This window comes from Bradyrhizobium sp. DN3 (genome assembly GCF_041357655.1).
Lineage (GTDB): Bacteria > Pseudomonadota > Alphaproteobacteria > Rhizobiales > Xanthobacteraceae > Bradyrhizobium.
In genome coordinates this window covers 1-24455 of the sequence record NZ_JAULLN010000044.1, presented here as the reverse complement: position 1 = coordinate 24455, position 24455 = coordinate 1, and the positions used below count along the sequence as shown (strand labels likewise).

The 24455-nt window shown below is 63.6% G+C and carries 24 protein-coding genes; 13 read left to right on the top strand and 11 right to left on the bottom strand.

Going from position 1 to position 24455, the window contains the following annotated elements:
• Nucleotide 1: 1 nt before the first annotated feature.
• The 3 genes from AAE027_RS36795 to AAE027_RS36785 all read right to left on the bottom strand — a co-directional run bounded on the left by AAE027_RS36795 (nt 2) and on the right by AAE027_RS36785 (nt 2128).
• Nucleotides 2-1018: an FAD binding domain-containing protein gene (locus AAE027_RS36795; RefSeq protein ID WP_370990736.1), complete on the bottom strand. Its 1017-nt coding sequence runs from the start codon at nt 1016-1018 to the stop codon at nt 2-4.
• Nucleotides 1015-1506, bottom strand: coding sequence for a (2Fe-2S)-binding protein (locus AAE027_RS36790; protein WP_370990754.1), 492 nt, complete (start codon nt 1504-1506; stop codon nt 1015-1017). The genes AAE027_RS36795 and AAE027_RS36790 overlap by 4 nt, the downstream gene beginning before the upstream one ends.
• 142 nt (nt 1507-1648) lie before the next feature.
• On the bottom strand, nt 1649-2128 hold the full coding sequence (locus AAE027_RS36785) for an Lrp/AsnC family transcriptional regulator (RefSeq protein WP_370990737.1): 480 nt from the start codon (nt 2126-2128) through the stop codon (nt 1649-1651).
• A gap of 143 nt (nt 2129-2271) precedes the next feature.
• Between AAE027_RS36785 and ald the strand changes: the two genes are divergently transcribed.
• Nucleotides 2272-3387, top strand: coding sequence for an alanine dehydrogenase (gene ald, locus AAE027_RS36780; RefSeq protein WP_370990738.1), 1116 nt, complete (start codon nt 2272-2274; stop codon nt 3385-3387).
• A 227-nt stretch (nt 3388-3614) separates the two neighbouring features.
• On the opposite strand, the gene AAE027_RS36775 is transcribed toward ald, so the two are convergent.
• From AAE027_RS36775 to AAE027_RS36765, 3 genes are read right to left on the bottom strand one after another with little or no spacing between them, the layout of a single operon-like run.
• Nucleotides 3615-5525 (bottom strand): flavin-containing monooxygenase, encoded by a 1911-nt coding sequence (locus AAE027_RS36775; protein WP_370990739.1) that lies wholly within the window; start codon nt 5523-5525, stop codon nt 3615-3617.
• Nucleotides 5522-6163 carry a TetR/AcrR family transcriptional regulator gene (locus tag AAE027_RS36770; protein ID WP_091892312.1) on the bottom strand — a complete coding sequence of 214 codons (642 nt, stop codon included), beginning with the start codon at nt 6161-6163 and terminating at the stop codon, nt 5522-5524. Before AAE027_RS36770 ends, AAE027_RS36775 begins: the two co-directional genes overlap by 4 nt.
• The gene (locus AAE027_RS36765; protein ID WP_370990740.1) at nt 6160-7653 is read right to left on the bottom strand and encodes an AMP-binding protein; all 1494 of its coding nucleotides are present in this window, start codon (nt 7651-7653) and stop codon (nt 6160-6162) included. Before AAE027_RS36765 ends, AAE027_RS36770 begins: the two co-directional genes overlap by 4 nt.
• Nucleotides 7654-7825: 172 nt before the next feature.
• Between AAE027_RS36765 and AAE027_RS36760 the strand changes: the two genes are divergently transcribed.
• The 7 genes from AAE027_RS36760 (at nt 7826) to AAE027_RS36730 (ending at nt 14117) form a co-directional block, all read left to right on the top strand.
• Complete coding sequence (locus AAE027_RS36760; RefSeq protein ID WP_370990741.1) at nt 7826-9085, top strand: ABC transporter substrate-binding protein; 1260 nt, start codon at nt 7826-7828, stop codon at nt 9083-9085.
• Between the two features lie 90 nt (nt 9086-9175).
• Complete coding sequence (locus AAE027_RS36755) at nt 9176-10078, top strand: branched-chain amino acid ABC transporter permease (RefSeq protein ID WP_091892316.1); 903 nt, start codon at nt 9176-9178, stop codon at nt 10076-10078.
• Nucleotides 10075-11094, top strand: a complete 1020-nt coding sequence (locus AAE027_RS36750) for a branched-chain amino acid ABC transporter permease (RefSeq protein ID WP_370990742.1) — start codon at nt 10075-10077, stop codon at nt 11092-11094. Before AAE027_RS36755 ends, AAE027_RS36750 begins: the two co-directional genes overlap by 4 nt.
• A gap of 2 nt (nt 11095-11096) precedes the next feature.
• Nucleotides 11097-11852 carry an ABC transporter ATP-binding protein gene (locus AAE027_RS36745; protein ID WP_370990743.1) on the top strand — a complete coding sequence of 252 codons (756 nt, stop codon included), beginning with the start codon at nt 11097-11099 and terminating at the stop codon, nt 11850-11852.
• The gene (locus tag AAE027_RS36740; RefSeq protein ID WP_091892322.1) at nt 11849-12562 is read left to right on the top strand and encodes an ABC transporter ATP-binding protein; all 714 of its coding nucleotides are present in this window, start codon (nt 11849-11851) and stop codon (nt 12560-12562) included. Before AAE027_RS36745 ends, AAE027_RS36740 begins: the two co-directional genes overlap by 4 nt.
• A gap of 166 nt (nt 12563-12728) precedes the next feature.
• Complete coding sequence (locus tag AAE027_RS36735) at nt 12729-12947, top strand: hypothetical protein (RefSeq protein WP_091892324.1); 219 nt, start codon at nt 12729-12731, stop codon at nt 12945-12947.
• A 111-nt stretch (nt 12948-13058) separates the two neighbouring features.
• Entirely contained in the window at nt 13059-14117 is a 1059-nt protein-coding gene (locus tag AAE027_RS36730) for a YeiH family protein (RefSeq protein ID WP_370990744.1), read from the top strand.
• A gap of 168 nt (nt 14118-14285) precedes the next feature.
• Here the strand turns inward: AAE027_RS36730 and AAE027_RS36725 are convergent, their stop codons facing one another.
• The 5 genes from AAE027_RS36725 to AAE027_RS36705 all read right to left on the bottom strand — a co-directional run bounded on the left by AAE027_RS36725 (nt 14286) and on the right by AAE027_RS36705 (nt 18934).
• Nucleotides 14286-15158 carry an ABC transporter ATP-binding protein gene (locus AAE027_RS36725; RefSeq protein WP_176945797.1) on the bottom strand — a complete coding sequence of 291 codons (873 nt, stop codon included), beginning with the start codon at nt 15156-15158 and terminating at the stop codon, nt 14286-14288.
• A complete protein-coding gene (locus tag AAE027_RS36720; RefSeq protein ID WP_370990745.1) occupies nt 15155-16024 on the bottom strand; it encodes an ABC transporter permease in 870 nt (289 codons plus the stop codon). The genes AAE027_RS36725 and AAE027_RS36720 overlap by 4 nt, the downstream gene beginning before the upstream one ends.
• Before the next feature lie 35 nt (nt 16025-16059).
• The gene (locus AAE027_RS36715) at nt 16060-17481 is read right to left on the bottom strand and encodes an ABC transporter substrate-binding protein (RefSeq protein ID WP_370990746.1); all 1422 of its coding nucleotides are present in this window, start codon (nt 17479-17481) and stop codon (nt 16060-16062) included.
• A gap of 181 nt (nt 17482-17662) precedes the next feature.
• Nucleotides 17663-18439, bottom strand: a complete 777-nt coding sequence (locus AAE027_RS36710) for a Crp/Fnr family transcriptional regulator (RefSeq protein ID WP_370990747.1) — start codon at nt 18437-18439, stop codon at nt 17663-17665.
• A 183-nt stretch (nt 18440-18622) separates the two neighbouring features.
• A complete protein-coding gene (locus AAE027_RS36705) occupies nt 18623-18934 on the bottom strand; it encodes a gamma-butyrobetaine hydroxylase-like domain-containing protein (protein ID WP_370990755.1) in 312 nt (103 codons plus the stop codon).
• A gap of 215 nt (nt 18935-19149) precedes the next feature.
• Between AAE027_RS36705 and AAE027_RS36700 the strand changes: the two genes are divergently transcribed.
• The 5 genes from AAE027_RS36700 to AAE027_RS36680 all read left to right on the top strand — a co-directional run bounded on the left by AAE027_RS36700 (nt 19150) and on the right by AAE027_RS36680 (nt 24288).
• Nucleotides 19150-19923, top strand: a complete 774-nt coding sequence (locus AAE027_RS36700) for a ferredoxin--NADP reductase (RefSeq protein ID WP_370990748.1) — start codon at nt 19150-19152, stop codon at nt 19921-19923.
• A gap of 102 nt (nt 19924-20025) precedes the next feature.
• Nucleotides 20026-21768: a fumarate reductase/succinate dehydrogenase flavoprotein subunit gene (locus AAE027_RS36695; RefSeq protein ID WP_370990749.1), complete on the top strand. Its 1743-nt coding sequence runs from the start codon at nt 20026-20028 to the stop codon at nt 21766-21768.
• Between the two features lie 32 nt (nt 21769-21800).
• Entirely contained in the window at nt 21801-22034 is a 234-nt protein-coding gene (locus tag AAE027_RS36690) for a 4Fe-4S dicluster domain-containing protein (RefSeq protein ID WP_007593252.1), read from the top strand.
• A gap of 2 nt (nt 22035-22036) precedes the next feature.
• Nucleotides 22037-23014: a HEAT repeat domain-containing protein gene (locus AAE027_RS36685; protein WP_370990750.1), complete on the top strand. Its 978-nt coding sequence runs from the start codon at nt 22037-22039 to the stop codon at nt 23012-23014.
• 101 nt (nt 23015-23115) lie between these two features.
• On the top strand, nt 23116-24288 hold the full coding sequence (locus AAE027_RS36680; RefSeq protein WP_370990751.1) for a fumarylacetoacetate hydrolase family protein: 1173 nt from the start codon (nt 23116-23118) through the stop codon (nt 24286-24288).
• Nucleotides 24289-24455: the final 167 nt, after the last annotated feature.

Here is a 24455-nt window from a genome sequence, read left to right as displayed (position 1 = left end):
CTCACGCGATCTTCTTGTGAGCTTGTGATTGCGGTGTGGCGCTTGCGGCCTGCATCAGCGTACGCACGACGGCTCGGCGCGCGAGCTCGATCTTGAAGCCGTTATGTGAGCGAGCGGTTGCTCCCTGCAGCAACAGATCGGCGGCGTGCCCAAAATGGTCCGGCGTTGCCGCCTGGCCGCGCAGAGCCGCTTCGGCCTCGAGGCTTCGCCAGGGCTTGTGAGCCACGCCGCCGAGCGCCAGGCGCGCTTCGCTGATTGCGTTTCCTTCCAGTTCGAGCGCGGCCGCAACCGAGACCAACGCGAAGGCGTAGGACAGCCGGTCGCGGATCTTCAGATAACTGTAGTTCTGCGCAAAGCCGCGTGGCGGCAGCTCGATTGCGGTGATAATCTCGCCGCTGCCGAGATTGGTATCGACATGAGGCTTGTCGTCCGGAAGCCGATGGAAATCGGTCAGCGCGATGGTGCGCTGACCAGTGGGGCCTGCGATATGCACGAGCGCGCCGAGCGCGGCCAGCGCCACGCTCATGTCGGATGGATTGGTCGCGATGCAGGACGTGCTGGTGCCGAGGATTGCGTGGTTGCGGTTGAGGCCATCGAGTGCCGAGCAGCCGGAGCCGGGGCTTCGCTTGTTGCAAGGTGTCGCCGTGTCGTAGAAGTAGGCGCAGCGCGTTCGCTGCATCAGATTGCCGCCGACCGAGGCCATGTTGCGCAGTTGCGCGGAGGCGCCGGCCAGGATGGCGCTGGCGAGCAGGGGATAGCGCTGCTCGATCAGCGGATGGTAGGCGAGATCCGAATTCGGCACCAAGGCGCCGATGCGCAGCCCACCGTCGGGCGTTTCCCCGATGTCGCGGAGCGGCAGGCGGGAAATGTCGATCAGCCGGGAGGGTAGTTCGACATTCTGCTTCATCAGGTCGATCAGGTTGGTGCCGCCGGCAATCAGCTTCGCGCTCGGATCGGCGGCCAGCAGGCGAATGGCGTCGGCGACATCGCTTGCGCGGGAATACTGGAAGTTGTTCATGACCGGCCCATTGCCTGCTCGATCGCAGCCACGATGTTGGGATAGGCGCCGCAGCGGCAGAGATTGCCGCTCATCAATTCCCGGATCTCGTCGGCGTCCCTGGCGTGGCCTTCGGCCATGAGGCCGGCTGCCGAGCAGATCTGTCCTGGCGTGCAATAGCCGCATTGGAATGCGTCGTGATCGATGAAGGCCTGTTGCAGGGGATGCAGCGCGCCATTCTTGGCCAAGCCTTCGATCGTGGTGATCTCGGCGCCATCCTTCATGATGGCAAGCGTCAGGCACGAATTGACGCGCCGACCGTCGACGAGCACGGTGCAGGCGCCGCATTGGCCGTGATCGCAGCCTTTCTTCGTGCCCGTCAGCGCAAGATGATCACGCAAAGCATCCAGCAGCGTGGTCCAGGGCAGAAGATCGAGGCTGTGACTGACACCATTGACGATGAGATGAATCGGAGTGCGTTCGGGAATTTCATGCGTGACATCGCCCATATCCTGCTCCCTGCAGGCGACCGAGCCTGAGACGTCAGCCGTGCTGACGCGGGGCATGTCGCTTCCGCTGGTCAATGGCGTGCAACGGACAAGCGGCCGCTTGGTTCCTTGACGGGAATTGGGTGCGCCCGCGGCGCAGCGGTCAGCGCTTCGCCTCGCCGAACACCACGGTCGGTACGGCGCGGTTGACGATCTCGCGCAGCGCGAAGCTCGATTGCACCCGCGCGACGCGCGGCAGGCGCGACAGCTCGGTACGGTGGATGCGTTCGAAATCCTGGATGTCGCGGGCGAGCACGATCAGGATGTAGTCGTCTGTGCCTGACATCAGGAAGCAGCGCACGACGGAGGGGCACTTCACCACCTCCGCCTCGAACGCCTTCAGCGCGTCGTCGCTCTGACTCTCCAGCGCGATCCGGACCAGCACCGTCGTCGTGAGGCCAAACTGCGCCAGATCGAGCGCGGCTTGATAGGCCTGGATGTAGCCATCGTCCTCCAGCGCCTTCTGCCGCCGCGCCATCGCCGTGCTCGACAAGCCGATCTTGTTGGCAAGCTCGGTGTGGCTGGCCCGCGCATTGGTCGTGAGTTCCGCGAGGATGGCGAGGTCTTTTCGGTCGAGGGCCAAGGTTTTGTTTCCAGCGTGAAAGGACATTTCCGCGCCCGAAACCGGCGCGCCAAGCGCGAACCTAGCGGATATTTGCACGAAACCAAACTGCCGCCGTCGCTACGATGATGAACGGAATCAATGCTTTGGAGAAGGAGCTGAAGATGCGCGTCGGTGTTCCCAAGGAGATCAAGGTGCAGGAATATCGCGTCGGGCTCACTCCGGGCGCGGTCCGTGAATATGTCGCGGCCGGCCACCAGGTGACGGTCGAGACTGGCGCAGGCAGCGGCATCGGCGCCCCCGACGACGTGTATCGGCGGGCAGGGGCTGCGATCGCCGAAAGTGCCCGCGAAATCTTCGCCAAATCCGACATGATCGTGAAGGTGAAGGAGCCGCAGAAAAGTGAATGGGCCCAGCTCCGCGAAGGCCAGATCCTGTTTACTTATCTCCATCTTGCGCCGGACCCGGAGCAGGCCAAGGGGTTGCTTGCGTCCGGCTGCACTGCGATCGCCTATGAGACCGTCACGGACGCGAGCGGTCACCTCCCGCTGCTCGCGCCGATGAGCGAAGTCGCCGGCCGCCTCGCCATCGAGGCCGCCGGCGCCGCGCTCAGGCGGACGGCCGGCGGCCGCGGGCTGCTGCTCGGCGGCGTGCCCGGCGTGCAGCCGGCGCGGGTGGTCGTGCTCGGCGGCGGCGTGGTGGGAACGCAGGCGGCGCGGATGGCCGCAGGGCTCGGCGCCGAAGTCACGGTGATCGATCGCTCGATTCCGCGGTTGCGCCAGCTGGACGATCTCTTTATCGGCCGCGTGCGCACCCGCTTCTCGACGATCGAGTCGGTCGAGGAGGAGGTGTTCGCTGCAGACGTCGTGATCGGCGCCGTGCTGGTGCCGGGCGCCAGCGCGCCGAAGCTCGTCACGCGCGCGATGCTGGCATCGATGCGGCCGGGCGCGGTGCTGGTCGACGTCGCGATCGACCAGGGTGGCTGTTTCGAGACCTCGCATCCCACCACCCACACCGAGCCGACCTATGAGGTCGACGGCGTCGTGCATTACTGCGTCGCCAACATGCCGGGCGCCGTGCCCGTGACCTCGAGCCAGGCGCTGAACAATGCGACGCTGCCGTTCGGGTTGATGCTGGCGAACAAGGGCTTCGCCGCGGTGTTGGAAAATCCGCATCTGCGCAACGGGCTCAACGTGCATCGCGGCCGAATTACCAACAAAGCGGTGGCGGAAAGCTTAGGTTTGGAATTCGCGCCGGTGGAGAGCGGGCTGGCGGCTTAGTTTCTTCCCTTCTCCCCTTGCGGGAGAAGGTGGCGTAGGCGGCCTTCCGCCGCCGTTCTCAAGAACGCCGAAGCGAAACTTCAGCTATGGCGCCGGATGAGGGGTTGTCTCGGCGAATTCATTGAGAGTTGGTCTCGCGGGGACAACCCCTCACCCGGCTTCGCTTTCGCGAAGCCACCCTCTCCCGCAAGGGGAGAGGGTGCACCGGTGTTGCCGCTCCAATTCAGTCATACCTTCGTCAGCTTGTACTGCCCCAGATCCGGATCGTGGGTCATGCGCCAGTAGTCCACGAACCGCCACGGCATCGCCGAAAACACGCGGCCGCTTGCATTGCGGTAATAAGTGCTCATGCCCGGATGGGTCCAGATCATCGCCTCGTGCTCGACGTCGACCTTGCGGACGTAGTCGTCGAGCACGTCCTGGCGGACGTCGATGGCGGCGACGTCGTGTTCGATCATGTCGACCAGGCACGCCGAGATGTAGCGGCTCTGGCATTCCGACTGGAAGATGACGCTGCCGCCGTGGGCGGGGCCGGAGTTCGGCCCGAGCATGCAGAAGAAGTTCGGGAAGCCCGGCACGGTGAGACCGAGGAACGCGGTCGGATTGTCGTTGGCCCAGGCCTCACGCAAATCCTTGCCGGCGCGGCCGCTGATGTTGAGGCGCGCGGCCATCTCCGTGACCTTGAAGCCGGTGGCAACCACGATGATATCGCTGGGACGGTGCTTGCCGTCGGCTGTGACGATGCCGTTCTGGTCGAAATGGTCGATGGTGTCCGTGACGAGCTCCACGTTGGATCGCGTCAAGGTCTTGAACCAGTTGTTGTCGAGCAGGATGCGCTTGCCGTAGGGCGGATAGGTCGGCACGCATTTTTCGATCAGGTCGGGCCGGCCCTGTAGCTCCGATAGGATGAAGTCAGTGAGTTCCTGCCGGTGCCGGTCATTGCCCTTGTTGACGGCGCGCTCCGGATGCGGCCAGGCCGGGTCCTTGCGCAAGAAGGGCAAGAGACCGTCGCCATATCGCCAGAACATGTTGAAACGGTACCACTGCACATAGAACGGTAGGTGCGCGAGCAGCCAGCGCGCGCCTTCGCTGATCGGATCGGCATAGCCCTTCACCGGCCTCGCCCATTGCGCGCTGCGCTGGTAGACGGTGACGGAGGCCGCGCGGCCGGCGATCGACGGCACCAGCTGCATCGAGGTCGCGCCGGTGCCGATCACGGCGACATGTTTGCCGTCGAGATCGATACCGTCGGACCACAGCGCAGAGTGCAGGATCGTGCCCTTGAAGTTCTCCTCGCCCTTGAAGCGGGCGCGCGAGGGATCGTTGAGCTGGCCGATGGCCGAGACCAGCGCGGTGGATTCGAAAGTCTCCTCGCCATCCTTCGTCTTGAGCGTCGAAATCCAGCGTTGCCTTCCTTCATCCCAGCGTGATGAGGTCAGCTCGGTGTTGACGCGCAGATGCTTGCGGATGCCGTATTCGTCCGCGACCTTCTGCAGATAGCCGAGCAGCTCCTCACGCGGGCAGAAATAACGCGTCCATGCGTTACGCGAGCCGAAAGAGTAGGAATAGGAATGGTTCGGCGTGTCGACGCCGCAGCCGGGATAGCGGTTGATCCACCAGGTGCCGCCGAGCTCGGCGTTCTTCTCGACGATGGTGTAGGGGATGCCGAGGTGGCCGAGCGCCACGCCGAGCGCGATGGCGCAGACGCCGGCGCCGACGATCAGCACATGCTGGTCGGCAAGCTTTTGGTCGGAGGGGCGCTTCGTCCAGCGCGCCTCGCGCGGCACAAAACCCATCTCCTCCCGCATCAAAGGCGCATATTCCGGCGCGACATTCTCGCCGAGGCAGGCGCGCATCATCTTCAGCAGCAGCTCTTCGCCCGGATCGGTGATCACGGGTTTCGGCATGCCATTGGCGAAGAGCCTGACGACGGCGGCGCGGATCTCGTCCTGGATGTCCCGGGGCACGCCGGCCTCCGGATCGGGAATGAGGCGGATGTCGCGCTTGGGCAAATAGGGCGGTTCGAGCCACTTCTCGTCGCCGGTCATGTGCACCAGCACCATCAGAAGGCAGCGGATGTCGCCCTCGGCGATGGCCGAGGCGAGGTCGAGCGGCTTGTGCGGAGACGAGATGTTCATGGCGTGTCCTGATCTCCGGAGGCAGTGAAGAGGCCGCGCGTCATCAGCTTGCGATAGGCGGAGATGACGTGGTCGGGCACGGCGGTGACGCCGGCTTCCGAATAGGAGTAGCGCCGGCTGAGATAGCCGCGCGCGCCCATCAGCATGTGAACGATCGCCTCGAACTCCTCGTCGCTGTAGTCCTCGATCGCGCCGGCAAGCCGCGCGCGACGCAAAATGCGGACATAGGCCGTCGAGATGTTGTCGAGATGCTTCTGGTAGCCGGTCGGTGCGAAGAATTCGGCCTCGTTGAGAATACGCAGGAACTCCGGGACCTCCCGGATGAAGTCGAAGAACGCCGCGAAGCGCTCGATCTCCTGCCGTGCTGCATGCGCCGTGCCGGTGCGGGCGCGGATGAACTCGACCATGTCGAGGCCGATCTTCGGCAGCAGCTGGTTCAGCAGCTCCTGGCGGTTCTCGAAATGATTGTAGAACGTGCCCTGCGCGACACCGGCTTCCTCGGTGATGCGGGCGACCGAGGCTTCAGCATAACCATGCTTGCCGACCACCTTAGTGGCAGCCTCAAAAATCTTCTGCTTGGTCCAGGCGTTGCGCTCGACCCGGTTCAGCTTGGTTATTTTTGCGGTCGCTTGCGTCATTCGGAGGTCTCCAACTCGGCGCGCAGCACGCGCTTGAGGATCTTGCCTGACGGGTTGCGCGGCAGGCTGTCACGGAGGACGAGCTGTTTCGGCACCTTGAAGCTCGCCAGCCGCGCGCGGCAATGCTCGGTAAGGGCAGGGAGGTCGAGGCTCGCGCCCTCAGTCAGCACGACGATTGCGACCGGCCGCTCGCCCCAGCGCGCATCGCGCAGGCCGATCACCGCGACCTCGCGCACTTCGGGCAGATCGTAGATGACGCGCTCGACCTCGGAGGAGGCGATGTTCTCGCCGCCGGAGATGATCATGTCCTTCTTGCGGTCGGTCAGGTACAGGAAGCCCTCGTCGTCGAGATAGCCGACGTCGCCGCTGCGGAACCAGTCGCCGAAAAAGGCGGACGTCGTCTTGTCCGGATCCCTCCAATAGCCGCGCGTGATCTTCGGGCCGCGCAGGCAGATTTCGCCATTCACGTTTGCCGGCAGCGTGTTGCCGTCCTCGTCGCGGATTTCGATCTCGACATGGGCAATGGCGCGCCCGGTCGAGCCGATCTTCTCGATCTCGCGGCCTTTCTCCATGAAGGTGTCGCCGCCGACGGTTTCGGTGAGGCCGTAGGCATCGATGTAGCGCGCATTGCGGAAATATTCTGAGAAGGTGCGGATGCGCGCCTCCGGCGTCTTCTCGCCACCGCCGATCGCCCATTGCAGGCTGGAGGCGTCATAGCGGTTGCGGGTGGGGCAGGTGAGCATCGCGGTGGTCATGACGGGCGCGAACCAGGCAGCGTTGAGCTTGTCTTCTGCGATGGCCGCAAGCGCCGCCTCCGGCTCGAAATTGCGCTCGATGCGAATGAACCCGCCATGCCAGAGCACGGCGATGCCGGGCAGGTCGAGCGCGCCGACATGATAGAGCGGGCCGACGACGAGAAGGCGTGTGTCGGCACTGAGGCCAAGCGCGATCGTCTGGTCGGCGGACTTCCAGTAGAAATTATCGTAGGTGAGCATCACGCCCTTGGGGCGATCGGTCGTGCCCGAGGTGTACATCAGCCGCATCAGGTCGGAGGGCTGGCGCACATGCATCGGCGCTGCCGTCGTGTCGCCTGCGAGATGGGTGACGCTCTGCTGCGCGGTCTCGTCGAGCACGGCGATGTTCGCGCCCGCTGCATTCGCAGCCAATTCCTCATCGGCGACCAGAAGGCGCGCGCCGGCATTGCCGGTGATGTAGCCGACCTCGTCGCGGGACAGGCGAAAATTGATCGGCAAGAACACCGCGCCGAGATGGCTCGTGGCAAAGACGAGTTCCAGGAATGCCGCGCTGTTCTTCATCAGCACGGCCACGACATCGCCGGCACCGATACCCTGCGCGGCGAGCCAGCCGGCGACCGTCCCGATGCGCGCGCCGAAGGCCGCGTAGGAAATCTCCTCGCCGCGGTATTTCAGCGCGGGCCGGTCCGGCGTGCGCCGGGCATGAAAGGCGATGAAGCTCGAAAGGTTGATCATTTGCCGGGTTTTGGGCCGATTGCCGGCCTCATGTCCTCCCCTGATGAATTCTGACTCGTAATTCATCTTTGGCTTGACGTCACCCCCCACCCTCTGAAATCCTTGGGATCACGGAGACGAGACGATCTCCGGCAGGGACCAGGACACGCCGACCCGAAAGAGGGAGGGGAAAATGACGAGAACCCGCACGCCGGGCATCAGCCGCCGTTCCACGCTGGCGCTGATGGGCGCCGGTGCGATGACGTTTGCCGCGCCCTGGGTGGCGCGTGCGCAGGCCAAGACCATCAAGATCGGCATGCCGACGATTTTATCGGGGCGCGTCGCGCAGCTCGGCACGTCTTCGCGCAATGCGGTGATGCTCGAGGTCGAGAAGGTCAACGCCGCCGGCGGCCTTGCCGGCCGGCAGATCGAGATGGTGATCCGCGACTCCAAGGGCCAGCCGCAGGAAGCTGCCCGCGTCGCGCGCGAGCTCGTCAACACCGATGGCTGCGAGCTGATGATCGATGCCGAAGCCTCCTCCGGCGCCTTCGCGGTGCACGAGGTCGCGCGCGATCTCGGCGTGTTCTGTATCCACACCAATTCCGAGACCTCGGCGCTGACCGCGGATCCGAAGCAGCACATTCCCAATGCTTTCCGCACCGCGCGGCAGGGCGTGCACGACTCCATCGTTGGCGGCAGCTATGCCGCAGCGATCGCCAAGGCAAAAGGCCTGAAGAAGTGGGCGACCTGCTCGCCCGACTATGCCTATGGCCGCGACACCACGGCGGAATTCACGCTCTACCTGAAACGCTTTGCGCCCGAGGTCGAAATCATCAGCGAGTCCTGGCCAAAGCTGTTCCAGCCCGACTACACCGAGGTGGTCACCAAGATCCTGCAGGCCAAACCGCAGGCGCTGTACTCCTGCCTGTGGGGCGGCGATCTCACCTCCTATATCGACCAAGCCAACATCTACGCGATGTTCAGCCAGATGGAGGTGTTCGCGGTCAACATGGCCGACTACACCGCGCTCACCGTGGTGAAGAACCTGCCCAAGGGCATTCACTCCGGTAACCGCTACATCAAGACATTCCCGGCGACGCCGGAGAATGCCGCCTGGGGCGACGCCTACAGGGCGAAGTATAATGAATATCCGACCAACTGGTCGTGGGAAAACGCCACCGCCATCATGCTGATGGCGGAAGCCGCCAAGAAGGCGAACTCGGCCGACGGCAAGAAGATCGCGGAGGTGCTGAAGGGCCTCACCATCAGGTGCCCGTTCGGCGCCGACGGCACGGTGACGATGCGCGGCGACGACCATACCCTCGTCGGCTACGCCATCGGCTGGGGCACCACCATCCCGCAGGAGCCTTATGTTCCCGAGGTCAAGGCCGGCGACTGGAAGACCATCTTCGAGCTAGAGGCCGAGTGGAAGAAGAGCAAGGGCTACACCTGATATGACACGCGGCGGAGATGGGCGACCACCTCCGCCACGTTCGTTTCGTTTTCCGCGCCGTATCAGGCGCGCCGCAATGAAAGTGCTTCCGTGGATCTCGACGCGCTCGCCGGCTGCCTCTCCAGCTCCGCCTGCCTGGTGACGCAAACCACCAGCGGCCTCATCATTGGCATGCTCCTGTTTCTCGTCGCGGTCGGGCTGACCCTGATCTTCGGCGTGCTCAAGGTGGTCAATTTCAGCCACGGCGCGTTCTACATGTTCGGCGCCTACTTTGCGATGACGGCCTATCAGCTCACCGGCAGTTTTGCGCTCGCTATGCTGGCGGGCGCGGCCGGCACCGCAATCCTCGGCCTGATTTTCGAGCGCGTCTTCATGAGCCGGGTCTACGGCGCGGATGTCTTGATGCAGCTCCTCGTCTGTTATGCCTTCGTGCTAATCTTCGACGATGTCGTGCGCATCATCTGGGGACCGGAGTTCAAGTCGATGGGCATGCCGTCGGCATTCCAGGTGATGCCGTTGTTCATCGCCGGTGGCGTGGTGCCGCCTTATTATCTGTTGCTGATCGGCGTCGCGCTCGTCGCGGCCATCGTGCTCGGCATCGGATTGTCGCGCAGCCGCATCGGCAAGGTGATCCGCGCCGCCGCACATAACCCTGGCATGGTGTCCGCGCTCGGCATCAACACCGGCCTGATCTATGGCGGCGTGTTCGCGCTCGGCGGCATGCTGGCGGGCCTTGCCGGCGCGCTCGCGGCCCCCGTGCGGTCGCTGACGCCGGGCATGGGATTTTCCGTCCTGATCGAGTCCTTCATCGTCACCGTGATCGGCGGCATGGGCTCGATCCTGGGCGCGCTGATCGGTGCGCTGCTGCTCGGGCTGATCCGCTCGTTCGGCTCGCTCGGCTTTCCCTTGTTCACGGAAGGCTTGATGTACCTCTTCATGGTGATCGTGCTGGTCTCCAAGCCTACCGGCCTGTTCGGCAAGGAGGCGGCATGACCGAGCTGGAGGCCGGACGCGCCGAAACGCTTGCGCCAGTGCGCAGCGGCGCGGCGGTCCAACGCTACCGTGACGTCCTGATCGCGCTGATCGCCTTCATCGTGCTGGCGAGCCTGCCGCTCTTCACCGGCAGCAAGGCGCTGCTCGACTTCGTCATCCGCTGCTCGGCCTACGGCCTGTTCGCGACGTCGCTGAATTTGCTGGTCGGCTACACCGGCCTGACATCGTTCGGTCATGGCATGTTCTTCGGCCTTGGCGCGTATAGCTTCGGCTTGATCATGCAGAAGCTCGGCGTGCCGATTCCCGTCGCCTTCGTCGCGACGCTGGCGATCACCGCAATGGTTGCCGCGATCATCGGCGCGATCTGCGTGCGACTGAAGGAGATTTACTTCGCCTTCGTGACGCTCGCCTTCCAGATGCTGATCCACTCGACCATTTTGTCCTGGGCCTCCTTCACCGGCGGCGACCAGGGTCTGCGCGGCGGCATTCCGCGCCCCGTGTTTCTCGGGATCGACCTTGCCAACCAAGTCCATCTCTATATCGCGAGCTGCGCGCTGCTGATCCTTGGTCTGCTCGCGATGCGCCAGATCGCACAATCGCCGTTCGGCTATACGCTGCGTATGATCCGCGACAACGCCGCGCGTGCCAGCTTCCTCGGCATCGACGTCTGGCGTGCCAAGCTGACCGTCTTCGTGCTGGCGGCTCTGTTCGCGTCAATGGGAGGCATGGTGATGGCACTGTTTGTCTCCGGCGCCTATCCGGAATTCGCCTATTGGACCATCTCGGGCGAGGGCATTTTTATCAACATGCTCGGCGGCGTCTCGACCTTCCTGGGGCCGATGGTCGGTACCGTGCTGCTGCTCTTGCTCAACGACACCGTCACGCGCTTCACCGAGTATCACGGCATCGTGCTCGGTGTGGTCATCCTGTTCTTCGCGCTGGGCCTGCGCAAGGGCCTCTTGGATTTCGTCGCCGAATGGTTTGCGCAGCGGCGCGATGCAGGCGAGGGGCGCTAGCGATGCTTGAGATCCGCAACCTCGCAAAATCCTTTGGCGGCGTGAAGGCGACCAACGATGTCTCGCTCGACTTCCCCGATGGCTCGCTCACCGCGGTCATCGGCCCGAACGGCGCCGGCAAGAGCACCTTCTTCAACCTGATCACCGGTGCCTTGAGGCCGGATTCCGGCCAGGTGCTGCTCGACGGTGTCGATCTCGCCGGCCGCTCGCCGCCCGAGATCGTGCGCCATGGCATCGGCCGCGCCTTCCAAGTGGCCAGCATCTTCAAGTCGCTCACGGTGCAGGAGACCATGCTTGCCGCCGTCAGCGCCGACCAGCGCACCTCCGCGGTGCTGCATAAGCGCTTTCCTTTGCCCGAGACGCGCGACCGCGCCGAGCATGTGATGGAGTTGCTAGGGCTCGCCGGCAAACGCCATCGCACCGCCGCGACCCTGTCACATGGCGACCAGAAGCTGCTCGATATCGCGCTCGCGCTGGTGCTCGAACCCAAGGTGCTGCTGCTGGACGAACCCACCGCCGGCATGGGCCCGGAGGAGCGCTGGCGCATGATCGACAAGGTGCGCGAGCTCTGGGAGACGCAGAAGATCACGGTTGTCTTCATCGAGCACGACATGGACATCGTGTTCAAGATCGCCCCAAAAATCGTGGTGCTTTGCTACGGTCGCATCCTGGCAATTGGCACGCCCGACGAGATCCGCAACAACAGCGCCGTGATCGACGCCTATCTCGGCACCGAACATGCGGGAGCTGCGGCATGAGCGCAGCCGTCATCGAAGTCGCCGATCTCGATGTCTACTATGGCACCAGCCAGATCCTGTTCGGCGTCGGCCTGTCGGTGCGGCAGGGCGAGACCATGGCGCTCCTGGGCCGCAATGGCGCCGGCAAATCGACGACCATGAAGGCGATCATGGGGCTGGCGCCGCCGCGGCGGGGCAGGGTCAGCCTGCGCGGCGCGGTGATCTCGGGCCTGAAGCCGCACACCATCGCGCGCGCCGGCCTCGGCTTCGTGCCGGAGGATCGTCAGATTTTTCCGGAGCACACGGTCGAGGACAATCTCGTCATCGGGAAGAAGAAGGGACCGGACGGCCAGGACGAGTGGCCGGTCAAGCGCATCTACGAGGTCTTCCCGCTTCTGGAGCCGCTGCGCCATCGTATCGCCGGGCGCCTCTCGGGCGGTGAGCAGCAGATGCTCGCGATCGCGCGCACGCTGATGGGCAATCCGGCGCTCCTGCTGCTCGACGAGCCGAGCGAGGGCCTCGCGCCGATCATCGTGCAGCGGATCGGGGAGCTGTTGCGGCAACTCCGCCAACTCGGATCGACGGTGCTGATCGCTGAGCAGAACATGCATTTCTGCCTGGGGCTGGCGAGCCACGCCACCGTCATCGACAAGGGCCAGATCGTCTATGCCGCCGGAATCGACGAGCTGAAGGCCAACGAGGCGATCCGGCGCAGGTATCTGGCGCTGTAAGACGCGCCGCCGGTGTCCAAATAGGCCGAAGAAGAAAACTATTGTCTTGGGGTGGCCAGACGGAAGGAGTTTTCTCTCGGGCGGGCAAAAACGCCAATCGCTTCCATTGCCGTTTGGGGCCGAAAAGACGACATTTCCATCAGAATTTGATGGATTGGCCAGAGCCATGGAACGTACCGGATTTGAACCCTTCGGCGAGCAATTGGTGTCCGCGACGGACACCCAGCCGCGCTCGCGTACGTCAAAGCTCCTGCTGCGGGCCGGCACCGGCCTGTTCTGGTCGCTGGTTGCGGGTATCGTGCTTGCCCGCGCCGCCTTCTTCGAGCCCGGCATCTATGACGGCTTCAGCCGCGTCGCTTCGCTGGCCAAGAGCCTGATCTTCTGAGGCCGATTATTCCGGGCTGAGGATAGAACTTCCCTCGGGCCTGATATGTCGAAAACTTATTTCCCTACGGAAGCGCACTGCGTATAAATCTTTCTCCTCTGGGAGAGATTTGTGTCGCAGAATCAAGCATCCAGCCCGGCCGAGACCAAGCCGGCCTCCGCCGCGATCCGTGTTGCGGCACTGATCCCCGGCATTCTCCTCTGCGTTCTAGTCGCCGGTGTCTCGGCCCTGCTCGAGCGGGCGGAACTCGGCGTGTTCGAGCATCCCTATGTCGAGGCGCTGGTGATGGCGATCCTGCTCGGGATGGCCTTGCGCAGCTTCTGGAAGCCCGCGCCGCGCTGGCAGGCGGGCATCGCCTTCAGCGCCAAACAGCTCCTCGAAGTCGCGGTCATGCTGTTGGGGGCCTCCATCAGTTTCGCCGCCATTGCCGCCTCGGGCATCGCGCTGCTCGCGTCGATCGCGGCCGTCGTCGTGATCGCGCTCTGCGTCTCCTTCGGCCTCAGCCGCATGCTCGGCCTGTCGACGCGTTTGTCGATTCTGATCGCGTGCGGAAACTCGATCTGCGGCAATTCCGCGATTGCGGCCGTGGCGCCGATCATCGGTGCCAACAACGACGAGATCGCATCCTCGATCTCTTTCACCGCGATCCTCGGCGTGATGATGGTGCTGGGCCTGCCGCTGTTGATTCCACTGTTGCAGTTGTCGGCGACGCAATACGGCATTCTCGCCGGCCTGACCGTCTATGCGGTGCCCCAGGTGCTGGCGGCGACGGTGCCGGCCGGACTCGTCTCCACGCAGATCGGCACGCTCGTGAAATTGATGCGCGTATTGATGCTCGGGCCGGTCGTCGTCGGCCTCTCGCTCGTCGCTTCGCGCTGGCACAGCGATGCCAAGAAGACCAATGTCGGCTTCTTTCGCCTCGTGCCGTGGTTCATCCTCGGCTTCCTCGCGCTCGCGACCCTGCGCTCCCTGGAGATCGTGCCGGCCACGGTGGTCGGGCCAGTGACGAAGATCACCGCCTTTCTCACCGTGGTCTCCATGGCCGCCCTCGGCCTCGGCGTCGACGTGCGCGTGCTGGCGAATGTCGGGGGCAGGGTGACTGCAGCCGTGACGCTGTCGCTAATGCTGCTGCTCGGCATCAGCATCGCGCTGGTGCATTGGTTCAAATAATTAGAGCAAAACTGCCGTAGGGTGGGCAAAGGCGCGAAAGCGCCGTGCCCACCACTCGGTTCGGCGTGCAACTAAGTAAGATGGCGGGCACGCTTCCGCCTTCGCTCTACGAGCTACGGCGGACAAGTCGCTTTGCCCACCCTACGAGACTGAGAGCGCTCGCTGCGCCTAAATCACATCCGCCAGCGAGTGGCCGTGCAGCTCGATGTTCAAGCCCTGCATGCCCATGTCGTTGATCTCGCCGCCCATTGCCTTGAGGCTTTCCTCGCGGATCAGCGACATCAGCCCGCGGCGCAGGGCCAGAAACTCTGACGACATCATCATCGATTGCTGCCGCGGCCGCTCCAGCGGGATCGGAATCTCCGCCTTGATCGAGCCAGGGCGCGCTGTCATGCAGTAGACGCGGTCGGAGAGGAAGATCGCCTCGTCGATGTCGTGAGTGACGAACAGCACCGAGATCTTAAGCCGCTGCCACATGTTGGTGAGGATCTGCTGCATGATGACGCGCGTCTGCGCGTCGAGCGCGCCGAAGGGCTCGTCAAGCAGCAGCACTTTCGGCCCCGTGGCGAGCGCGCGGACGATGCCGACGCGCTGCTTCATGCCGCCGGACAGCTTTTCTGGATAGTGCTTCTCGAACGCCTCCAACCCCGCGAGTCCGAGCAGCGTGCGTGCCGCACGCTCGCGCTGCGAGCGCGGCATGCCGCGCATCTTCAGGCCGAACTCGACATTTTCCCGCACCGTCTTCCAGGGAAACAGCGAATATTGCTGGAACACCATGCCGCGCTCGGCGCTGGGGCCGTTCACGGGCTCGCCGTCGACGGTGACGATTCCGGTGGTCGGCTTGAGGAAACCGGCGACCGCATTGAGCAGGGTCGACTTTCCGCATCCGGAGGGCCCGACGATCGAGACGAACTCGCCGGGCTTCACATGGATCTGCGTGTCGGTCACGGCCTGCACCGCTCCCTCGATGGTCTCGTAGGCGAGGGAGAAGTTCTTGACCTCGATATGGCCCTTCGGCGCGCTCGCAAGCACCTCGCTCATGTCGACCTCCACGGCATCACCAATTGCCCCGCGCCTCTGATGAGCAGGCTCGATCCAAGGCCGAGAACGCCGATCGCGATCATGCCGAGCGCGATGTCGGCATACTGGACCAGCGAATAGGCCTCCCAGGTGAAGTAGCCGATGCCGTATTGCCCCGAGATCATCTCGGCAGCGATCAGCGACACCCAGGCGACACCCATGCCGACGGTGAGGCCGGTGAAGATGTGCGGCAGCGAAGCCGGAAAATACACTTCGCGGAAGATCGAGCGCTCGCGTGCACCGAGACATTGCGCGGCGCGCACCAGCACGGGATCGACCAGCGACATGCCGTGCAGCGTATTGACGAGGATCGGGAAGAACGAGCCGAGGAAGGTGATGTAGACGATGCTCTGCTCGTTGGTCGGCCACAGCATGATTGCCATCGGCACCCAGGCGATCGCCGGTATCGGGCGCAGCACTTCGGCGACCGGGAAGATCACCTCATGCACCAGCTTGAAACGACCCATGATCAGACCGAGCGGCACGCCCACGATCGCCGCGAGCGAGAAGCCGATGAAGATGCGCCGACAACTGAGCAGGATGTGCAGCAGGAATTTGGGATCGTGGATCGCCTTGGTGAAGCTCGCATAGACCGCGAGCGGCGATGGCACGTTGGTGAAACGTACGAAGAACACCACGCGATAGGTCGTGAGCAGGTGCCAGACCAGCAGGAAGGCGAGCAGCGAAATCACGCCGATCGCGGTTGCGCGAAGCCGGCCCTGATTCAGCCGGTACCAGCGCCGCGCGAGCGTGCCGAACGAAGGGGGGGTTGCGGGCGGAGTGACGGCGGACACGGGAGCCGTCTCTGCAATGGCTGTTGCCGGCATGCTGTCCTCGGAATGTCTGAGGCGGGCGGGACTGCTCACGTCTTGCCTCCGCCGACCGCCGCCTTCACCGCGTCATCGAAGCCGAGCACCTTGCCGCTGATCTTGGCGGCGTAGGCTTCGGCATCCTTCTTGAGCAGGAAGGGCGCCACGTCGCCATTGCCGACCGCGAAGAAAGCCTGGTCGGCGAACAGCTTGATGCCGCGCGTGGTATCGAACACATAGGCGACGTTGATCTTCTTGCCCTTGGCCTTGTAGTCGGCATAGGCGCCGAGGGTGCAGGCTGCGGACGAGAAGGGCATGATGCCGGCATCATCCACCCAGACCTCGCCGGCCTTGCGCGGATCGGCGATCGGCTTCTTGCAGAAAGAATCTTCGCCGGAAATCTCGTAGTTCTTGGTGCTCGCAAGTTGCGCGTCATAGTCGAGCTTCATCTCGGCGTAGGCCTTGCGGATGTAGCTGTCGTCGACCCACTTCTTCGGATCGAACTCCTTCATGCGACCGAGGTTTTGCAGCACCTTGACGTCGGCGGTGGCGGCATCGATCAGCGCCGGCTTGATCGTTGGATCGGTGGTCATGTTGCCGCTCGGGCCGAGGAAGATGTAGACGACTTCCTTGCTGATGCCGGTCCATTCCTGTATCTTTTCGGCGGCGAGCTTGGGATCGTCGCGCAGCCACTGGTTGGCGGCGATCACCGCCTTGAAGTAGGCGACGACGACTTCCGGATATTTCTCCGCGAAATCGGTGCGGACGACGATGCCGTGGAAGGTCGGCAGATTGGTCTCGACGCCGTCAAAAATCTTTCGCGCGAAGCCGCGGAAGGGCAGCAGCTCGGCGAACGGAACGAAGTCGGCATGCGCGTCGATCTTCTTCTCCTGGAGGTTGGTCGAGCCGACTTCGGGGCTCTGGCTGACCAGCTGGAAGAAGTCAGTGGGATAGCCGCGGTCCTGCATCGCCTTCAACACCATGCCGTGCGCGGCCGAGCCGAAGGGAACGCTGACGAGCTTGCCCTTGAGATCAGCGAGATCGTAGTAAGGCGAGTCCTTGTGAACGACGATGCCGTTGCCGGAGCCTGACAGGCTGTAGGCGGCGATGCCGATCAGGCGGCTCTTGCTCTCGGGATTGCTCTCGAAGGTGAAGCCGTTCACGATCAGCGGATAGTCGCCCATCATGCCGATCTGGAGCTTGTTCGCCATCATCGCGTTCGTGACAGGTGGGCCGGACGTGAAATTCTGCCATTCCAGCTCGAACTTGATGTTGGCGTACTTGCCGTCCTTCGGCAGGTATTTTTCGAGGAGATGCAGCTGCCGGATGACGACGCCGGCGGTCACCGTATTGGTCGTGGTATCCTGCGTTCCGATGCCGAGCGTGACGGTTTCCGCCGAGGCCGGCTGCGCGAGCAAAAGCGCCAGCGACGTCATCGACATCGCGATCGAGAGCGTGGGAAGATGGCGGACCATTCTCATCCTCATTCGGTTGGATGTGCTGTGGTTGCCATGATTGGGTGAGGCAGGGGGCAGGGCAAATCCGGAATGACACCCGCAGTCGATTAGTTGCCGGGAAAAACTGATTGCATACTCCTTGGGCAGTCCTGCACTATAAAGCCGCTTGCGTGTGCACCGGCTCTGGTCGCAAGCTCATTCAGTCGGGCGCGTGTCCACGCATCTCCTCCAGCACGTCGGGCCGGCAGACCACGATCTGCGATCGCTTGGTCAGCACGATTCCCTTTTCCTGCATGCGCTTCAGGCTGATCGTGACCCATTGCCGGGTGGCGCCGACCATGTGCGCGATGTCGGCATGGGTGAACGCGGCCGCAATCACCCGGCCATCGGCATCCTCGACGCCATAGAGCTCGACGAGGTGCAGCAGCAGGTGTGCGAGGCGCTGCGTGATCGAGCGCGTTCCCAGCATCTGCGCCAGGGCCGAATAGCATTTGCCCTTGAAGGTCAGGCCCTCGATCAGGCCGATCGCGAGGTTGGGGATCTCCACGGCAAGGGATCGCAGCTCCTTTCCGGGCAGTTGCACGACGCTGCAATTGCTGGATGCGACACCGGACCATTGGTGAACGGTGCCCTCGAACACTTCGGGCCCGCCGACGAAATTGCCGACATGCCAGTAGGCCAGCGTGATCTCGCGCCCGAGCGGGGAGGTGTAGAACACGCGAATGCGGCCGCTCTCGATCAGCCAGATGCCGTCATGCTTGCCGCCCTGGCTGAACAGCGTCTGGCCGCGGTTGAGCACTTTTCGGCGGCCTTGTTTCAAGACCAGCTCACGCTCGCGCGGCGACAGCTTGTCCATCAGCGGCGGCGGGCCGCCGATCCATTGCTGGTTCTCGGTGAGCAGCAGCGAGGAGCCGCCGGCAGGCCGCACTGCCGGGGGAACAGCCCCACGAACTGCATTCGCCGCCTGCAACATCATCTGCCTCCGGAACGCTCAAATCGTTCTAAAGAGGAGCAATGTCCGTGCCAGATGGAGTCGAGGCGAGGTTTATTCCGCCGTCATGCCCGGGCTTGTCCCGGGCATCCACGTTCTTGGCGCGGCAGGAAGATCGTGGATGGCCGGGACAAGCCTGGCCATGACGCTGGTTGCGCAACCGAACGCTCAGGATGCAGGGTTGTCTGCGGCAGCCAAACTCAGCAAATACGGCTTCGGGTAAATCCCCCGGTTATGTCCATCCGAAAACGAGATATTCAGCCCATAGCCGAGATCGCCGATCTCGGTGATCGCAATGCGCGGAAATGTTTTAGGGAAGCGGCCGTCGAACCGGGCGCGGGTGCAGTGGGCGCATTTGCAGGAGAGGCGGAGCGTTTCCGCCGGTAGGCTGATCGCCTCATCCTGCGTGGTGCGGACGAGGAGCGAGGCGAGGTCGGCGCTGGCTTCATAGTCGGCCACGGTCGGTGCCACCAAGGTCATGGTCATGACGTATCTCCGACCTTTCTCTACGTTTCGCGGCGCCGCTGCGATAGCAACTAATTGCCGGCGCAGGCGTGGGCCGCCGATCTTCGATGCCTGCATTCAAGCATCGCCCCCGAAATGTGAAACTAATCGACCGGGAATTTCACTTCCGCGTTGCCGTATTCCCCGCTCTCCGAAACCTTGTGCGCAATCGAGCCAAGGAGAGACGGCGGATGAGCGCATTTCAGAAGGAAACGGTTTTGTCGGTCAGGCACTGGACCGAGTCTCTGTTCAGCTTCACTGCGACGCGCGATCCCGGCTTCCGTTTTCAGAACGGTCAGTTCGCGATGATCGGCCTCGAGGTCGAGGGCAAGCCGTTGATGCGGGCCTACAGTATGGCGAGCGCCAATCACGAGGAGGCGCTCGAATTCTTCTCGATCAAGGTGCAGGACGGCCCGCTGACCTCGCGCCTTCAGAAGATCAGGGAAGGCGACATCATTCTGGTCGGTCGCAAGGCGACAGGCACGCTGATCACCGGCAACCTCATTCCGGGAAAACGCCTCTTGCTGCTCTCGACCGGCACGGGGCTCGCGCCGTTCGCAAGCCTTATCAAGGATCCCGACGTCTATGAGAACTACGAGACCATCGTGCTCGCCCATGGCTGCCGCCAGGTTTCGGAACTTGCCTATGGCGAGCACGTCGTCGAAGGCCTGCGCAATCACGAATTTTTCGGACCGCTGATCCGCGACAAGCTCGTTTATTACCCGACCGTGACCCGCGAGCCGTTCAGGAATCGCGGTCGCATCACCGACCTGATCGCATCGAACCAACTGTTCGACGACATCGGGCTACCAGGCCTCGATATCCAGACCGACCGCATCATGCTCTGCGGCAGCCCGGCGATGCTGGAGGAACTCCACGCAATGTTCTCGGCGCGCGGCTTCGTCGAGGGCAATCACAGCCAGCCCGGCCATTTCGTGATCGAAAAGGCCTTTGTCGAGCGCTGAAGCGCAAATCGCACCCCGTCGACAACTAATTGCTATCGCCGGGACGTCACCTGAACAAATCTGACGCAAAGGCGCCGACCATCGGCGAACCAGGAGCAAGCGATGGCACTAGATCAGATCGTCGACGGACTTTCGGAGGTTTCCTGCGATGTGCTGGTGATCGGCGGCGGCACGGCCGGCCCGATGGCGGCGCTGAAGGCGAAGCTGAAAAACCCGAAGGCCAACGTCGTCCTGCTCGAAAAGGCCAACGTCAAGCGCTCCGGCGCGATCTCGATGGGCATGGACGGCCTGAACAACGCCGTCATCCCCGGTTACGCGACGCCCGAGCAGTACACCAAGGAAATCACCATCGCCAATGACGGCATTGTCGACCAGAAGGCGGTCTATAAATACGCGCAGAACTGCTACAAGGTCATCGAAGAGCTCGACAGTTTCGGCATCCGCTTTCTGAAGAACGAGAACGGCGATTACGCCGTCAAGAAGGTGCACCACATCGGCACCTATGTGCTGCCGATGCCGAACGGCGAGACCGTGAAGAAGGCGCTGTACCGCCAGCTCCGCCGCGCCCGCATCCTGATCTCCAACCGCTACATGGCGACGCGGCTCTTGAAATCCGCCGACGGCCGCATCGCCGGTGCGGTCAGCGTCAATACCCGCACTGCCGAGATGCTGGTGATCAAGGCCAAGGCGGTGATCCTGTGCATGGGCGCCGCCGGCCGTCTCGGCCTGCCGACCTCCGGTTACATGTTCGGGACCTACGAGAATGCCGCCAATTCCGGCGACGGCTATGCCATGGCCTATCACGCCGGCGCCGCGCTCGCGAACCTCGAATGCTTCCAGATCAACCCGCTGATCAAGGACTACAACGGTCCGGCCTGCGCCTATGTCGCGGGCCCCTTCGGGGCTTACACCGCGAATAACGAAGGCTCGCGCTTCATCGAATGCGACTATTGGTCCGGCCAGATGATGCTGGAATTCTACAACGAACTCTTGTCCGGCAAGGGTCCGGTGTTCCTCCAGCTCAAGCATCTCCACCCCGACACCATTTCGGAGATCGAGTCGACGCTGCACAAGGTCGAGCGCCCGACGCGTGGCCTGTTCCAGCAGGGGCGCGGGGTCGACTATCGCAGCGAGTCGATCGAGATGCACATCTCCGAGATCGGCTTCTGCTCCGGTCACAGCGCTTCAGGCGTGTTCGTCGACGACAATGCCCGTACCACCGTGCCTGGCCTTTACGCCGCTGGCGACATGGCGAGCGTTCCGCACAACTACATGCTGGGCGCCTTCACCAACGGTTCGGTCGCCGGCATCGACGCCATGGAGTTCGCCGACAGCCACGACTTCGCGGAGTTCGATGCCGCGGACGTCGCGATGGAGCGCGACCGCGTGACGGCACCGACGAAGCGCGAGGACGGCATTCCGCCGAACCAGATCGAGTACAAGACGCGCCGCCTCGTCAACGATTATCTCCAGCCGCCGAAGGTTACGCGCAAATACGAGCTCGGCATGCGCCGTCTCGCCGAGGCGAGGGAAGACATGCAGGAGCGCATGATTGCGCGCAATGCGCACGAGCTGCTCCGCGCGCTCGAGGTGCAATCGATCATGGACTGCGCCGACATGGCCGCGCACGCCTCGCTCTACCGCGAGGAGAGCCGCTGGGGCCTCTATCACTGGCGCACGGATTTTCCGGAGAAGGACAATGAGAACTGGTTCTGCCACACGCTGCTGTCCAAGCGGAACGGCAAGATGACCAGCGAGAAGCGGGCGGTGGAACCCTATGTCGTCCCGATCGCGGACGACGAGAAGGACCTTTACGACAAGCAGCGCATCCGGGCCACAGCCTGAGCCCTCGTCACAGCAAGCAACAGGAGATAACGATGCCTCTCGCTTCCTATCAGACATCGGTTCCGGTGGTCGTCGACGACGCCAAATGCATCGCCGACAAGGGCTGCACCGTGTGCGTCGACGTCTGCCCGCTCGACGTGCTGCGCATCAGCGACATGACCAACAAAGCCTACATGGCCTATGACGAGTGCTGGTACTGCATGCCCTGCGAGGCGGATTGCCCGACCGGCGCCGTCACCGTCAACATTCCGTATTTGTTGAGGTAGTCATGTCGAGCCCGTTCGAGTCCTATGACGATCTCGACGACGCTGATGAGCGGCTCCAGGCGGCCGATCCCGCCGAGCGCCGCGTCGCCATCATCGCACTCGGCCATTCCGGCGATCCCGCCGCGGTCGCTCATCTCGCCAACATGGTGGCCGATCCCGACGCAGGCGTGCGCCAGCAGGTCGCGATGGCGCTCGGCGAGTTCGACGGGCCGGAAGCCGCGAGCGCGCTGGTGAAGCTGCTGGTCGACCCCGAGAGAATCGTCGCGGGCGCCGCGGCCGACAGCATGGCCGAATTCAAGGATCCCGCTTGCGCCGATGTCATCCTGCCGCTGGTGAGGCATGCCCACGCCTTCGTCCGCATGGGCGCACTGCGCGCGCTCAAGGAGCTGCGTCGCAAGGACACGCTGAAGCCGGCGCTGGAAGCACTCCAGGATTCCGATGCCGCCGTGCGCGTGCAGGCGATCGGCGTGATTGGCTTCCTGAAGCTGGAAGAATCGATCCCCGCGCTGACCGCGCTGATCAACGATCCCGACGCCCATGTGCGTCGTGCCGCCGTGAGCGCGCTTGCATTCTCGCAGATGAAGCCCGCAGCAGAGACAATCACCCGTGCGTTGAATGACTCGGACTGGATGGTGCGCGAGATGGCTGCGGAAACGCTGGGCCTCAACGTCAACGGTTCGCTCGCGGCCGATCCGCTCGTCGCCTGTCTTGGCGACGAGTTCTGGCAGGTGCGGCTGAAAGCGATCCGCAGCCTCGGCAAGATGAAGATCGAACGCGCGGTGCGCCCGATCGGCAATTGCGTCAATCACGACCAGGCCAATCTGCGCAAGGAGGCCGCCGCAGCGCTCGGCGAGATCGCCCATCCCGATGGCGAAGCATTCTTGGCTGTGATCGCCGATGATCCCGATCCCGATGTTCGCAAGAACGCACGCTGGGCGCTTCAGCAGATTGCAGCGCGGAAGGCGCGGGCGGGGGCATAGCCGCCGCTCTGGACTTCCCTCGCCAGACGTTTATTGGTCTTCGCCAAGGGGACCGGCCGCCGAATGATGCGGCCGGTCCGAAAAACAGCGAGGACGCGGCCATGACGACATTGACGGTTAAAGACCTTCTCCCCGAGGACGGCACGCGGGGAACGCTAGCCGGCCGCGTCTGGCTGCCGCAGGTGAATGGGCCCGCTGTCGTCGCCGTGCGGGGTGACGGCGTCTTCGACGTCACGGCGAAATTCCCCACCATCAGCGCGCTCTGCGAAGAGGACGATCCGGCCAGGGCGCTTAGCTCGACCAAGGGCGAGCGCATCGGCGATCTCGAAGCCATCGTCGCCAACACGGCACCCGATGGGCGCGATCGTCAGAAGCCGTGGCTGCTTGCACCCGTCGATCTCCAGACGCTGAAGGCCGCCGGCGTCACCTTCGCGATCTCGATGCTGGAGCGCGTGATCGAGGAACGCGCCAAGGGCAACCCGGCCTCGGCCGAAGCGATCCGCAAAGAGGTGACGCGGCTGATCGGCGACGATCTGTCGAAGCTCAAGCCCGGCTCGGACCAGGCGATGCATCTAAAGCAGGTGCTGATCGACCAGAACGCCTGGAGCCAGTATCTCGAGGTCGGCATCGGTCCCGATGCCGAGGTCTTCACCAAGGCGCCGACATTGTCGTCGGTCGGCACCGGCATGGATGCCGGCCTGCATCCGAAATCGACCTGGAACAACCCCGAGCCCGAGCTCGTGCTGTTCGTCTCGAGCCGCGGCAGGATCGTCGGCGGCGCGCTCGGCAACGACGTGAATCTGCGCGACTTCGAGGGCCGCTCGGCGCTGCTGCTGTCGAAGGCCAAGGACAACAACGCGTCGTCCTCCATCGGGCCGCTGCTGCGCCTGTTCGACGATACGTTCTCGCTGGATGATGCGCGCAGGCTCGACATCAGCCTCAACGTGAAAGGCGCGGACGGTTTCGTCCTCAACGGCCATTCCTCGATCAGCAAGATCAGCCGAGACCCGACCGACCTCGTCGCGCAGACCATCGGCAAGATGCATCAATATCCAGATGGTTTCGTGCTGTTCCTCGGCACGATGTTCGCGCCCGTCGAGGACCGCGATGCGCCGGGGCAGGGGTTCACCCACAAGCGCGACGACATCGTCACGATCGCCGCGCCCCAGCTCGGCAAGCTCGTCAACCGCATGCGCACCAGCGACGAGTGTGAGCCGTGGACCTTCGGCATCGGCGCACTGATGAAGAATCTCGCGCAGCGGAAGCTGATTTGATTTCTTCGCCTCTCCCCGCTTGCGGGGAGAGGCCGGAATTTGCGAGAGCAAATTCCGGGTGAGGGGGACTCACCACGAGTCGATTAGGTCGACATACGCACAGCTCTCGCCACATCGTCATGTATGGACGGCCCCCTCTCGGCAAGGGCTTTTTGGTGCTTCAGCAA

Excerpts from the sequence above, each read along its gene's own strand:
- AAE027_RS36795 (WP_370990736.1), bottom strand. The coding sequence starts at position 1,018 with ATGAACAACTTCCAGTATTCCCGCGCAAGCGATGTCGCCGACGCCATT.
- AAE027_RS36790 (WP_370990754.1), bottom strand. The coding sequence starts at position 1,506 with ATGGGCGATGTCACGCATGAAATTCCCGAACGCACTCCGATTCATCTC.
- ald (WP_370990738.1), top strand. The coding sequence starts at position 2,272 with ATGCGCGTCGGTGTTCCCAAGGAGATCAAGGTGCAGGAATATCGCGTC.
- AAE027_RS36775 (WP_370990739.1), bottom strand. The coding sequence starts at position 5,525 with ATGAACATCTCGTCTCCGCACAAGCCGCTCGACCTCGCCTCGGCCATC.
- AAE027_RS36770 (WP_091892312.1), bottom strand. The coding sequence starts at position 6,163 with ATGACGCAAGCGACCGCAAAAATAACCAAGCTGAACCGGGTCGAGCGC.
- AAE027_RS36765 (WP_370990740.1), bottom strand. The coding sequence starts at position 7,653 with ATGATCAACCTTTCGAGCTTCATCGCCTTTCATGCCCGGCGCACGCCG.
- AAE027_RS36760 (WP_370990741.1), top strand. The coding sequence starts at position 7,826 with ATGACGAGAACCCGCACGCCGGGCATCAGCCGCCGTTCCACGCTGGCG.
- AAE027_RS36750 (WP_370990742.1), top strand. The coding sequence starts at position 10,075 with ATGACCGAGCTGGAGGCCGGACGCGCCGAAACGCTTGCGCCAGTGCGC.
- AAE027_RS36745 (WP_370990743.1), top strand. The coding sequence starts at position 11,097 with ATGCTTGAGATCCGCAACCTCGCAAAATCCTTTGGCGGCGTGAAGGCG.
- AAE027_RS36740 (WP_091892322.1), top strand. The coding sequence starts at position 11,849 with ATGAGCGCAGCCGTCATCGAAGTCGCCGATCTCGATGTCTACTATGGC.
- AAE027_RS36735 (WP_091892324.1), top strand. The coding sequence starts at position 12,729 with ATGGAACGTACCGGATTTGAACCCTTCGGCGAGCAATTGGTGTCCGCG.
- AAE027_RS36725 (WP_176945797.1), bottom strand. The coding sequence starts at position 15,158 with ATGAGCGAGGTGCTTGCGAGCGCGCCGAAGGGCCATATCGAGGTCAAG.
- AAE027_RS36720 (WP_370990745.1), bottom strand. The coding sequence starts at position 16,024 with ATGCCGGCAACAGCCATTGCAGAGACGGCTCCCGTGTCCGCCGTCACT.
- AAE027_RS36715 (WP_370990746.1), bottom strand. The coding sequence starts at position 17,481 with ATGGTCCGCCATCTTCCCACGCTCTCGATCGCGATGTCGATGACGTCG.
- AAE027_RS36710 (WP_370990747.1), bottom strand. The coding sequence starts at position 18,439 with ATGATGTTGCAGGCGGCGAATGCAGTTCGTGGGGCTGTTCCCCCGGCA.
- AAE027_RS36705 (WP_370990755.1), bottom strand. The coding sequence starts at position 18,934 with ATGACCTTGGTGGCACCGACCGTGGCCGACTATGAAGCCAGCGCCGAC.
- AAE027_RS36700 (WP_370990748.1), top strand. The coding sequence starts at position 19,150 with ATGAGCGCATTTCAGAAGGAAACGGTTTTGTCGGTCAGGCACTGGACC.
- AAE027_RS36695 (WP_370990749.1), top strand. The coding sequence starts at position 20,026 with ATGGCACTAGATCAGATCGTCGACGGACTTTCGGAGGTTTCCTGCGAT.
- AAE027_RS36690 (WP_007593252.1), top strand. The coding sequence starts at position 21,801 with ATGCCTCTCGCTTCCTATCAGACATCGGTTCCGGTGGTCGTCGACGAC.
- AAE027_RS36685 (WP_370990750.1), top strand. The coding sequence starts at position 22,037 with ATGTCGAGCCCGTTCGAGTCCTATGACGATCTCGACGACGCTGATGAG.
- AAE027_RS36680 (WP_370990751.1), top strand. The coding sequence starts at position 23,116 with ATGACGACATTGACGGTTAAAGACCTTCTCCCCGAGGACGGCACGCGG.